Consider the following 13,348-nt stretch of genomic DNA (forward strand, 5'->3'; position numbering starts at 1 on the left):
TTATTCTTCAATGTTATCAAAATCTGGATGCGGCTTTTTATTTCTCGAAAGCATTAAGTAAAATGCAGGGATAACAAATAAGGTTAGTATGAGGGAGAACATTGTTCCACCAACAATAACAACTCCCATTCCTATCCGACTAGTAGACGCGGCACCTAATGACAATGCAATAGGCAATGCACCAAGAGCAATAGCCAAGGAAGTCATCAGGATTGGACGTAATCTTGATTCCGAAGCCAACACAGCAGCTTCATACTTCTCATGTCCCTCTTCACGCAATTGATTGGCAAATTCTACAATTAGAATTCCATTCTTTGTCACTAACCCGATCAACATGATTGTTCCAATTTGGCTAAAAATATTCCATGATTGACCAAATAGCCACAATGAAAACATGGCTCCGGCAACTGCCATTGGTACAGTAATTAAAATAATAATCGGATCTATAAAACTTTCAAACTGTGCAGCAAGAATCAAGAAGATCAACAAGACCGCTAGTCCAAATGCAAACATGGTATTCGATCCACTCTCTACAAAGTCACGCGACTCGCCACCTAAATCTGTAGTGAATGTTTCGTCCAATACTTTCTCCTTCACACGCTCCATAGCCTCAATACCGTCCCCCATACTCTTGCCTGGTGCAAGACCAGCTGAGACTGTAGCGGCCATATACCGGTTGTTATGATACAGCTGTGGCGGACTGCTACGCTCTTCCAACTCGACAATATTATCGAGTTGAATTAAATCTCCCCGATTATTCTTCACAAAAATTGCAGCTAAATCCATTGGCGTTGCTCGATCTTTCCGATCAAATTGCCCCATCACTTGATATTGCTTTCCATTCATCATAAAATAACCAAAGCGTTGCCCTGATAAGGACATTTGTAAGGTCTGAGCAACGTCCAAAACCGACACACCTAATGTTTGTGCTTTCTCCCGATCAATCGTTACGTAAATCTCTGGTTTGTTGAATTTCAAGTTAACATCCGTTATAGAAAACGTATTATCGTTCGCCAGTTCATCCATAAACTCTGGAATCTTCTCTTCTAGTTTTTGGAAGTTTGGTGCTTGGATAATATATTGTATTGGTAGTCCTCCTCTTCGATTTACTGAAATCGTCGGTTGTTGTGATACGGCAACGCGGCCTTCTGAATAACCACGTGTCAAGCGCGATAAGTCATCCGCGATTTCAGCCTGACTACGCTCGCGCTCATCCGGCTGTACTAAACCTAAACGTACCATCCCTGAATTCGAGGATGCTGAACCAAAGCCAGGCGAAGTAATAACGAGACTCACCTTTTTTTCGGGAACAGAATCATTAATTAGCATCGTTAAATCAGTCATAAAACGATCCATATAATCATATGAAACACCCTCTGGAGCTGTCACCCTCAAACTGATAAAACTACGGTCGTCATATGGCGCCGTTTCTTTTGGCAATAGTTGATAAAAAATATAGATCAGCGCAAAGCAACCAATAATTGTCGCAAAACTAAGCCATTTATATTTCAAGAATCCCTTCAAGGAACTCGCATATTCTGTATTTAACTTTTCGAAATAGGGTTCTGTACGCAGATAAAATTTTGATTTCTTTTGTTCTCCTCCCTTCATCAAATAGGCATTTAACATCGGGGTTAGCGTCAATGAAACGAATGCCGATATCAATACTGCTGCCCCTATGACGACTCCAAACTCTCGAAATAAGCGCCCAACGAAGCCTTCTAAGAAGATTACAGGTAAGAATACAGCGGCTAGTGTGATGGAGATAGAAATTACCGCAAAGAAGATCTCATTGGATCCTTTGATCGCAGCTTGAATCGGAGACATTCCTTCTTCCACCTTTTTAAAGATATTCTCCGTAACAACGATACCATCATCAACAACCAATCCGGTTGCAAGTACAATAGCCAATAGCGTTAATACATTGATTGAAAAACCACAGAGATACATAATAAAGAATGTAGCAATTAGTGACACAGGAATATCTATCAACGGTCGAAAGGCAATGGACCAATTACGGAAGAAAATGTAAATGATAAGAACAACGAGCACAATCGCAATAAGAAGGGTCTCAACGACTTCCAATACGGCTTTCTTTACGAATAATGTATTATCAATCGCGATATTGAGTTCAAATCCTTCAGGTAGTTCATTCTGAAGTTTATCGTATTCTTTATAAAAATTCTCGGCAATTTCTAGGTAGTTGGTACCAGGTTGCGGAATGATTGCTAAGCTCACCATAGGAAATCCAGAATCAGACATCTTTGTTTCGAAATTCTCGGCTTCTAAAGCTACCTTTCCAACATCCCCTAGTTTAACGACTTGATTATTGTCTGCTCGGATAATTATATTGCTAAATTCTTCCTCTGATGCGAGATTTCCGATAGTCTTAATCGCTAATTCAGTGTTTGCTCCTGTTAACTTACCAGAGGGCAATTCAACATTCTGAGTGTTTAATGCAGTTCTTACATCAAGTACGGTCAGACCATAGGATGCTAATTTATTGGGATCAATCCACAATCGCATTGCATACTTGCGTTGTCCCCAGATTTGTACAGAACTAACGCCTGGAATTGTCTGCAAACGCTGAGAGATCACATTCTCAGCATAATCTGATAATTCCAATACATTGCGCGTAGCACTCTGCATCGTCATCGTAATAATCGGTTCTGAATCCGCATCAGCTTTAGACACTACCGGCGCAGCATCAATATCCTGCGGTAAATTCCGTAAAGCCTGTGAGACCTTATCACGAACATCATTAGCAGCCTCTTCTAGATTCTTACCTAAGTTAAATTCGATTGTAATATTGCTGGATCCTTGATTAGAGGAAGAAGATATATTTCGTATACCATCGATGGAATTAATTGATTTCTCAAGAGGTTCAGTGATTTGCGACTCAATAATATCCGCATTGGCACCTGCATAACTTGTACGCACTGATATTTGCGCAGGATCAATAGAAGGATACTCGCGAACACCAAGAAAAGTATAGCCAATTATTCCAAAGAGAATAATCACAAGGTTCATCACGATGGCCAATACTGGCCTTTTAATACTTATGGTAGATAAACTCATGTTTCTTTTTTTAACGAAGCGTCACATTTACGGGCGTTCCATTACGTAATGCCATTACTCCTGATGTCAACACTGTATCTCCTGCACTAATCCCTGACGTGATCAATATATCCTCTTCTGTACGCGCACCAGTTTCCACGAGAACCTCTGTTGCCAACCCTTTTCTCATAACAAATACTTTCTTGCCGTTCTGAATTGGAATTAATGCCTCCGCTGGAACTAATAGGCCATTATCAATAGTTTCTAATGGAAATACAATATTGGCAAATGTTCCAGGTATCAACTGATTCCCAGAATTAGCGGAAATTGCCTTTACTAGAAGTGTACGAGTGTTAGCCTCTACTGATGGCTCCGTTGCATATATCTTCGCCGAGAAGTCTGCATCCACACCTTGTACATCGAACTTTATTTGATTTCCAACACGAACTTTATTTGCATACTTCTCTGGAATAGAGAAAGAGACCTTTAGACGGCTCGTATTTACTAATTTAGCAATACTAGTAGCCGGGGTAATATAGCTTCCTTTGGAGATATTTCTAAGACCAATCGTCCCAGAAAAAGGAGCTCGAATAACTGTTTTACTTAACTGCGCTTGAATAAGTTGAATTTGAGACTGTGCTGTTCTAAAATCAGCACTCGCAATATCATACTCTTCCTGACTTATCGCTTCTTTCTCTAGCAACAACTTGGCGCGTCGTTCATTTTCTGCGGCAAGGTTATTCCGAGTCTTAGCTTGAGCTAACTGAGCCTGAAGTTCCGCATCATTTAAAGTAATTAAGACTTGTCCCTGACCGACACGACCACCTTCGGAGAAATTAATCGACTCTACAATGCCAGATATCTCGGTATGTAACTCAATTTGCTCATCCGCCTCAATAGAACCAGATAAAGTTAGAAAATCAGAAAATTCTTGACCTTGAATTACCTTTCCGTATACCTTCGCTGCGGCACGCCCCCCTGCCCTAGGTCCAGAATTCTTTGCGTCTTTCTCTTTATTGCTATTAATCCTATAGATAACCATAGCAGCTAGTACCGATAGAACTAACAGTACGATAATCAATGTTTTCTTCTTCATAAGTCTTGGAATAAGTATTCCGTGGAGTTGAAATTAAGTCTTCTTTACTTTAGTAAATTAGGAAAAATAGCAATACAGTTGTGTAATAATGTTATTATAGACTTGTAAATACAAGTAATAAGATGCCAAATACCCCAATAAAAAAATAGGTCAGTAAATAAATACCGACCTATTTTAATATATAAACTTAATATTTAATTGTTGCAATTAGCAATAATCTCCGCCGCTAGCTTAGATTGCACTGTGTTTTTAATAACATAACTTGTTGCCCCTCGATCAATGCAATTTTGCTTCACTTCCGGATTCTCTACATCGGAAACCATAATGATTGAACTGGAAGGAAATAAATTCTGAAGAATTGGAATACCAGTAACACCATCAATCTCAGGCATCATAATATCTAACAAAATGACATCTAATTCATCTTGAAAGTCAGCATTCTCCTCAATACCAACCAGCGATTCCGCTTCAAATAATATATTAAATTCGTAATCAGGCACTGCACGTAAGACCATCTTCAAGAGCTCTCGGCAAATAGCATTATCGTCGATCAGTGCGACATTAATTGATTTCATAAAGACCTAGACTATATAGGAACTGAAGAGTAACAAAGACTTTTGACCTAAACTTTATGTATATTATTACCCTTAACGGTAGGCAATATACAAAAAATGAAACGAATTATTTACAAAATCATTAATTTCTTAATAATATCTGAACTTACATTATTAAAATAAAATTATCGAAATCATTTATTCGTTAACTGTGAAAAACAATATTTAGAATAGAAATAAAGATTATAGATAGCTTCAAATAAAAATAAATAAACATTAACCAGCACGTAGTAAATCTTCAATGAGCGATAGCCCCTACTATCGCAACGTTTTAACACATCTCATTTTCTACGTAACAAAACTAATCGAAACCGATCAATAAAAGGTAGAAATCAAGTAGAGCATTCTGCTTTTAGATTTTAGATATTAGATGTTAGTATTTAGATATTAGATATTAGACCGAAGTCCGCTACATATTTACGAGATAAATACGATTTCAAATGAGAAATGAGATTTTAGATATGAGTATTTAGATATAAGATACCAGATTTTAGACCTATGAACCAACATCTCCACTAGGCAGATTCCAGCAAGCACGCCCAACATCTTATATCTAATGTCTAACATCTAATGTCTAACAAACAAAAAAGCCCGTCATCTTTCGATAACGAGCTTTTCGTATAAAAATAGGCGCCGACCTACTCTCCCACCTGTTACGGCAATACCATCGGCTCTGGCGGGCTTAACTTCTCTGTTCGGAATGGGAAGAGGTGGACACCGCCGATATAGGCACCTGAATATCTTTATGTTCTATACTTGATTGTTCAAGTACAGTAACAATGACATGTTATTGAAAGAAAAGATTCAAAAAGAGAGAGGACAACAGACTATCTGCATTGGAAAGCTTCGGGCTATTAGTATCACTTGGCTTTGGTCTTTCAACCTTTACACCTATGACCTATCAACGTCGTCATCTACAACGACCCTATAAGGAAGTCTCATCTCGTGGCTAGTTTCGCACTTAGATGCTTTCAGCGCTTATCTATCCCGGACGTAGCTACCCTGCCGTACACCTGGCGGCATAACAGGTTCACCAGCGGTCCGTCCAACCCGGTCCTCTCGTACTAAGGTCAGATCCACTCAAACTTCCAACGCCCACAACAGATAGGGACCGAACTGTCTCGCGACGTTCTGAACCCAGCTCGCGTGCCACTTTAATGGGCGAACAGCCCAACCCTTGGGACCTTCTCCAGCCCCAGGATGTGACGAGCCGACATCGAGGTGCCAAACCTCCCCGTCGATATGAGCTCTTGGGGGAGATCAGCCTGTTATCCCCAGAGTACCTTTTATCCTTTGAGCGATGGCCCTTCCATACAGAACCACCGGATCACTATGTCCGTCTTTCGACCCTGGTCGACTTGTTGGTCTCACAGTCAAGCAAGCTTATGCCATTGCACTCCTCGTACGGTTACCAAGCGTACTGAGCTTACCTTTGAAAGCCTCCGTTACCTTTTTGGAGGCGACCACCCCAGTCAAACTACCCACCAAACAATGTCTCCCGCAATGCGGGATTAGAAACCGAATACAGAAAGGGCGGTATTTCAAGGTTGTATCCACGATTCCTAGCGAAACCGCTTCACATACTCCCGCCTATCCTACACATCCTGTACCCAATTTCAATGTTAAGCTATAGTGAAGGTTCATGGGGTCTTTCCGTCCCGTTGCGGGTAATCGGCGTCTTCACCGATACCACAATTTCACCGAGCTCATGGCTGAGACAGCGCCCAGATCGTTACACCATTCGTGCAGGTCGGAACTTACCCGACAAGGAATTTCGCTACCTTAGGACCGTTATAGTTACGGCCGCCGTTTACTGGGGCTTCGATTCAATGCTTCTCCTTGCGGATGACATCCCCTCTTAACCTTCCAGCACCGGGCAGGTGTCAGGCCTTATACTTCATCTTTCGATTTCGCAAAGCCATATGTTTTTGCTAAACAGTCGCCTGGGCCTTTTCACTGCGGCTTCTCCATCGCTGGAGGAAGCGCCCCTTCTCCCGAAGTTACAGGGCCATTTTGCCGAGTTCCTTAGCCATGATTCACTCGAGCACCTTAGGATTCTCTCCTCGACCACCTGTGTCGGTTTGCGGTACGGGTATTAATAACCTGAAGCTTAGCGGGTTTTCTTGGAAGTCTGCTTACCTGCACTATCAGCGCCCCCGAGGGTTTGCTGTACTATCAGATTTCAGCTAGACCGGCGGATTTGCCTACCAGTCCAATACCTACGTCCTTCAACGAACTATTCCGTCAGTTCGCGGCAGTGTCACTACTCCGTCACCACATCGCAGTTATTAATAGTACGGGAATATTAACCCGTTGTCCATCGGCAATCTCCTTTCGGATAAGCCTTAGGCCCCGACTAACCCTGATCCGATTAGCGTTGATCAGGAAACCTGGGTCTTTCGGTGGGCGGGTTTCTCACCCGCCTTATCGTTACTTATGCCTACATTTGCTTTTCTATAAAGTCCACCACAAGTCACCTTGCGGATTCACCCCCTATAGAATGCTCCCCTACCAGTACAATAAATTGTAATCCATAGCTTCGGTAGTAATCTTGATGCCCGTTTATTATCCACGCCCGGTCGCTCGACTAGTGAGCTGTTACGCACTCTTTAAATGAATGGCTGCTTCCAAGCCAACATCCTAGCTGTCTGGGCAACCGGACCTCGTTAGTTCAACTTAGACTACATTTTGGGACCTTAGCTGATGGTCTGGGTTCTTTCCCTCTCGGCCTTGGACCTTAGCACCCAAAGCCTCACTGCCGGCCATATCTAACAGCATTCGGAGTTCGTCTGGATTTGGTAGGATTTGACTCCCCCGCACCCAATCGGTAGCTCTACCTCTGCTAGACTCAATGCCGACGCTGTTCCTAAAAACATTTCGGGGAGTACGAGCTATTTCCCAGTTTGATTGGCCTTTCACCCCTACCCTCAGGTCATCCGGAAACTTTTCAACGTTTATCGGTTCGGTCCTCCAGTACATGTTACTGCACCTTCAACCTGCCCAAGGGTAGATCACAAGGTTTCGCGTCTACCTCATCCGACTATGCGCCCTATTCAGACTCGCTTTCGCTTCGGCTCCTTGACTTAATCAATTAACCTTGCCGGACAAGAGTAACTCGTAGGCTCATTATGCAAAAGGCACGCCGTCACAGAACTTGTCTGCTCCGACCGCTTGTAAGCACACGGTTTCAGGTTCTTTTCACTCCTCTGTTCGAGGTTCTTTTCACCTTTCCCTCACGGTACTGGTTCACTATCGGTCTCTCAGGAGTATTTAGCCTTACCAGATGGTGCTGGCAGATTCCCACAGGATTTCTCCGGTCCCGCGGTACTCAGGATACCACTATGTCTGTATTCTTTACCTGTACGGGGCTATCACCCATATCGCGCAGTTTCCCACCTGCTTCCAGTTCATAGCACAGTACAATATCGTGGTCCTACAACCCCCATATTGCCGTAACAATATAGGTTTGGGCTCTTTCCCGTTCGCTCGCCACTACTTGGGAAATCATTATTATTTTCTCCTCCTACGCTTACTTAGATGTTTCAGTTCGGCGCGTTCGCGTATTATACAATATACCTTCAGTATATTAGGTTGCCCCATTCGGAAATCTACGGATCAATTCGCATTTGCCAATCCCCGTAGCTTATCGCAGCTTATCACGTCCTTCATCGCCTCTGAGAGCCTAGGCATCCCCCGTGTGCCCTTATTTACTTTCTTCACACTATCACCCCTTTTGCTAAGTGATAGGTTGCTTTTGCTTGTTCTACAAGTAGAACAAACTTCTGTTGTCTTCTCTTGTGTCTCTTTTCTTTCAATATGTCAAAGAACTCTTTGTCTTCATTAGTGATTCAGATCTTAGTAGTTAGATATTAGATATTGTATGTCTTAATAGACCCTCTATCTAATCCCTCTTTGCTAAACACCCTCATCTTTGATGACTCGTGGAGAATAACGGATTCGAACCGTTGACCCCCTGCGTGCAAGGCAGGTGCTCTAGCCAGCTGAGCTAATTCCCCGTCCGTGTGTTGATGGTAGTCCCGAGCAGATTTGAACTGCTGACCCCTACATTATCAGTGTAGTGCTCTAACCAACTGAGCTACGGGACTAGCTTATCTTTCTCATCTTCTCTAGGACCTCATCCCAACCTTACGGTGGGTGGGTACTTTCTTCTAATGTGTTTCTCTTTTTTCTTTTAAACGATCAATTGTGGCGCAGACGAGCCGGAATCAGGCTCTAGAAAGGAGGTATTCCAGCCGCACCTTCCGGTACGGCTACCTTGTTACGACTTAGCCCCAATTACCGGTTTTACCCTAACACGCTCCTTGCGGTTACATGCTTTAGGTACCCCCAGCTTTCATGGCTTGACGGGCGGTGTGTACAAGGCCCGGGAACGTATTCACCGCGTCATTGCTGATACGCGATTACTAGCGAATCCAACTTCACGGGGTCGAGTTGCAGACCCCGATCCGAACTGTGAATGGCTTTTCGAGATTGGCATCATATTGCTATGTAGCTGCCCGCTGTACCATCCATTGTAGCACGTGTGTAGCCCCGGACGTAAGGGCCATGATGACTTGACGTCGTCCCCGCCTTCCTCTCTGCTTGCGCAGGCAGTCTGTTTAGAGTCCCCACCTTAAATGCTGGCAACTAAACATAGGGGTTGCGCTCGTTGCGGGACTTAACCCAACACCTCACGGCACGAGCTGACGACAGCCATGCAGCACCTAGTTTCCTGTCCCGAAGGACGGATGCGTCTCTGCATCCTTCAGTAACTTTCAAGCCCGGGTAAGGTTCCTCGCGTATCATCGAATTAAACCACATGCTCCTCCGCTTGTGCGGGCCCCCGTCAATTCCTTTGAGTTTCACTCTTGCGAGCGTACTCCCCAGGTGGATAACTTAACGCTTTCGCTTGGACGCTTACTGTATATCGCAAACATCGAGTTATCATCGTTTAGGGCGTGGACTACCAGGGTATCTAATCCTGTTTGATCCCCACGCTTTCGTGCATCAGCGTCAATAACGGCTTAGACAGCTGCCTTCGCAATCGGTGTTCTGAGACATATCTATGCATTTCACCGCTACTTGTCTCATTCCGCCGTCTTCATCCGCATTCAAGCACTTCAGTATCAAAGGCACTGCGACAGTTAAGCTGCCGTCTTTCACCACTGACTTAAAGTGCCGCCTACGCACCCTTTAAACCCAATAAATCCGGATAACGCTTGGATCCTCCGTATTACCGCGGCTGCTGGCACGGAGTTAGCCGATCCTTATTCTTCGAGTACATTCAGCTATCTACACGTAGATAGGTTTATTCCTCGATAAAAGCAGTTTACAACCCATAGGGCAGTCATCCTGCACGCGGCATGGCTGGTTCAGACTTGCGTCCATTGACCAATATTCCTTACTGCTGCCTCCCGTAGGAGTCTGGTCCGTGTCTCAGTACCAGTGTGGGGGATTCTCCTCTCAGAGCCCCTAGACATCGTTGCCTTGGTGAGCCGTTACCTCACCAACTAGCTAATGTCACGCGAGCCCATCCATATCCTATAAATATTTAACTACTAAATGATGCCATTCTGTAGTATTATGCGGTGTTAATCCGAATTTCTTCGGGCTATCCCCCTGATATGGGTAGGTTGCTCACGCGTTACGCACCCGTGCGCCACTCTCACCAAATGATAGCAAGCTACCACCTGGATCCCGTTCAACTTGCATGTATTAGGCCTGCCGCTAGCGTTCATCCTGAGCCAGGATCAAACTCTCCATTGTAAAATGAAGTGTAAGATCAAGACTATTTATAAAAAATAGAATTGTCTTTGTATTAATATCTGTTTTCCTGGTTCCGATCTGGTTGAATTGATTTAAAAAAATCTTCTTGTTTTCAACTTTCGACATTCGTCTACTCGCTGCGCTACTTGATCATTATTTCTTAAAGAACTTATCGCTTCCGCATCTCGCTTCTGCTTTTTCTATGTTGTCTGGTGAACGAATTCACTCTTCAAACTTTCATTTTTTGTCGGTGTCAAGCCTTGCGCTTTCCGCCGTTCCCCGTAGTTGGGACTGCAAAGGTAGAAGGTTTTTTTTAATCTGCAAAATTTATTTTAAAATATTTTTTGAGCTTTTTTTTAAGTCACATTTTCTAAAGAATAATACCCTAAAATTTGTCTACTTACCTTCCCGATGTCATGGTTGTTTTAACCGTCCCTCCCTTGCGGAGTGGTGCAAAGATAGGGACTTTAATCCCATACTTCCAAGACCTAACAACGAATATTTTTTATGCTTTTGCGTAACTCGCTATAGATGTGATGGATAAATTTAAATAAAAGGTTTACAGGAAAGGGATAATCGGACAGAAACAGCTGTTTTGGATACCTAAAGGCGGATTAGTAGCGTTGTTGTGGCTAAGCCTTGTAGTTAGCTTTTGCATCCAGAAATTAGTGAAAATAGCCGCAAGATTGTTTTCAGTGTCTTAAAATTAAGGATTGGCTTCGTGTTAAGGAGGCTAAAAAAGTAAAAGAATATTGCATCGCCGATAAAAAATCGTCCCATTCACTTCTATAAAACATCCCCTACCCGCTTAAGGATTACAAAAATTAGTAGCTAAAAGCAGAGGTTCAGTAAAACTCAGCCACAGCTCAAGCCTTGAAAATAATCAATATTGGGTTAAGCTAGGGATCAGCTAGGCCTAAGGTAGGCTTGAGCTCAATAGAAAACTAGAGAATAAGTAAGGTCGAGGCCAAGGGGAATTTAGATCGAATTAACAAACGCTATATATAAAGGTAAGGTACTATTGTATTTCGAGCTGTTGGAAAACTTGAAAAGTAAGTATACAAAAATAGGTAGTTATTATATAATAAGATGTAGGTAGCAGGTATAAAACAAACGGCTATGCCGAACACATCTGCTATTGTTGTCACATAAGGACTGGCTAAACTATTAGCCAGTGAGCTGAAGGCAATATTTATTATCACCTTAATTCTAGCGGCAACAAAACCGTTGCCATCCATACTTACTTAAGTCCAGCGTTCCAGGCTCCAATTATATCCGCCTCCTTAAAAGGAATTATTAGAAATGAAAACGAGAGTTCAACATGTCACCTTATATATAGTACTGTTTGGCAAATAGTGCCTACACTGTTTTTAGCTGTATGAATTCCAGATCGGAGGTCATGCGAAGATCATCGCGTTACCTCAACTGCTGCCTTAGCAAGGCGTATTGAATCTTAAATAAAGTTAAAACAGCAAAATCTATAACTTATTAAAAAGTGCAAACTCTATATTTATTAAGTATACCAACCAAAATATGCACACTAAAGACGATAACACCTCCGCTATGATGTTTCCAAAACAAGCTATATTATTTAGATTTTGCTTTTTAATGATTGGCCTCTTTATTCTGCTCCTTAACAACCACACCTTTTTATTCCTTACACCAATTTTCCCATTCATCCATAAAGTACTGACAGTAGTAATCGAATTTCTCACTGCTGACTTAATAAAAATCGATCAAACGATACCTTATTATAAGAATGGAAGTGGGGACACGACGATGCATTGGCTAATTTTATTATTTATAATCGGCGTATCACTTATTGGCACATTAGTTTGGTCACTATTCGATAGGAGAACCACGCAGTATCCAAAACTATACTACTGGTTGACGGTATCTGTGCGATATTACGTAGGTATCACTATGTTCAATTATGGCATCATCAAATTATTTCATGGACAATTTCCCTTTCCCTCCTTATATAAATTAACAGAACCGTTATACCTCTTCTCTCCTATGGGATTAGCCTGGACATTTTATGGGGCCTCTCCCGCTTATAATATTGCAATAGGAATTGCGGAAATACTAGGCGCACTTTTATTGTTTAGGAAAACCGCAACAATTGGCGCCATGATCAGCCTCATTGTCTGTATCAATGTTATGGCAACAAATTACTTTTATGATGTCCCCGTCAAGATGCTATCAACGGCCTTGGTCATCCTATGTATTTATCTCCTCGGGCCAAACCTTAAACAACTTTACCTTTTATTTATAGCGAATAAAGAAATAAGGCTGATTCCAAATCCCCATTTGCATGCTACCAAGCCTTGGCAAAAGATTGTACTCATAAGCCTTAAGAGTTTGCTAATTTTTGGAACCTTAATATTAGCGCTACACAGCGTACTTCGAACGAATGAGTTTTTAAAAACGCATTTACAAAAAGAAAGTGAGTTATATGGTGTCTATTACATTCCCGTTAATGAATATGAGAACCGTAAAAAATTAGGCATTCCCGATCAGTGGCATTTATTCGTTTTTATAAATAATCATTCGATTATGATTCGTGATCAAGAGCAGAACGGTCAACTATATCAAATCGTAACTGACAGCAGCAAGAAAGAGCTAAAAATTATTGGCAAGCAAAACGAAAGAACGCAGTATTTTCAATATGAAGTACGTAGCAATGGGATTATGCTAAAGGGGTTGGAACGGATCGACTCCATATCTATCTTTATTAATAAGATAGATATGGAAAACATTGATTTGAAGAATCGAGGGTTCCGTTGGATAAGCGATATGTCGTATAATAGATAAT

Annotated in this window: 4 protein-coding genes, 2 tRNA genes and 3 rRNA genes; 1 reads left to right on the forward strand and 8 read right to left on the reverse strand. The window is 42.2% G+C overall.

Annotation, left to right across the window (positions count from 1 at the left end):
* The 8 genes from GFH32_RS15640 to GFH32_RS15675 all read right to left on the reverse strand — a co-directional run bounded on the left by GFH32_RS15640 (position 1) and on the right by GFH32_RS15675 (position 10,533).
* The gene (locus GFH32_RS15640; protein ID WP_153512480.1) at positions 1–3,078 is read right to left on the reverse strand and encodes an efflux RND transporter permease subunit; all 3,078 of its coding nucleotides are present in this window, start codon (positions 3,076–3,078) and stop codon (positions 1–3) included.
* Between the two features lie 10 nt (positions 3,079–3,088).
* Positions 3,089–4,153 carry an efflux RND transporter periplasmic adaptor subunit gene (locus tag GFH32_RS15645; protein WP_153512481.1) on the reverse strand — a complete coding sequence of 355 codons (1,065 nt, stop codon included), beginning with the start codon at positions 4,151–4,153 and terminating at the stop codon, positions 3,089–3,091.
* A gap of 194 nt (positions 4,154–4,347) precedes the next feature.
* Entirely contained in the window at positions 4,348–4,728 is a 381-nt protein-coding gene (locus tag GFH32_RS15650) for a response regulator (protein ID WP_153512482.1), read from the reverse strand.
* Between the two features lie 664 nt (positions 4,729–5,392).
* Positions 5,393–5,504: ribosomal RNA gene (gene rrf / locus GFH32_RS15655) — 5S ribosomal RNA — on the reverse strand.
* A gap of 98 nt (positions 5,505–5,602) precedes the next feature.
* Positions 5,603–8,484, reverse strand: a 23S ribosomal RNA gene (locus GFH32_RS15660).
* 225 nt (positions 8,485–8,709) lie between these two features.
* Positions 8,710–8,783 (reverse strand) — tRNA-Ala (locus GFH32_RS15665).
* A 13-nt stretch (positions 8,784–8,796) separates the two neighbouring features.
* A tRNA-Ile gene (locus tag GFH32_RS15670) sits at positions 8,797–8,873 on the reverse strand.
* A 131-nt stretch (positions 8,874–9,004) separates the two neighbouring features.
* A 16S ribosomal RNA gene (locus tag GFH32_RS15675) occupies positions 9,005–10,533 on the reverse strand.
* Together the 16S, 23S and 5S rRNA genes with 2 tRNA genes alongside form the textbook arrangement of a ribosomal RNA operon.
* 1,533 nt (positions 10,534–12,066) lie before the next feature.
* Between GFH32_RS15675 and GFH32_RS15680 the strand changes: the two genes are divergently transcribed.
* The gene (locus GFH32_RS15680) at positions 12,067–13,347 is read left to right on the forward strand and encodes a hypothetical protein (RefSeq protein ID WP_153512483.1); all 1,281 of its coding nucleotides are present in this window, start codon (positions 12,067–12,069) and stop codon (positions 13,345–13,347) included.
* Position 13,348 lies beyond the last annotated feature (1 nt).

The organism is Sphingobacteruim zhuxiongii (assembly GCF_009557615.1).
GTDB classification, from domain to species: domain Bacteria; phylum Bacteroidota; class Bacteroidia; order Sphingobacteriales; family Sphingobacteriaceae; genus Sphingobacterium; species Sphingobacterium zhuxiongii.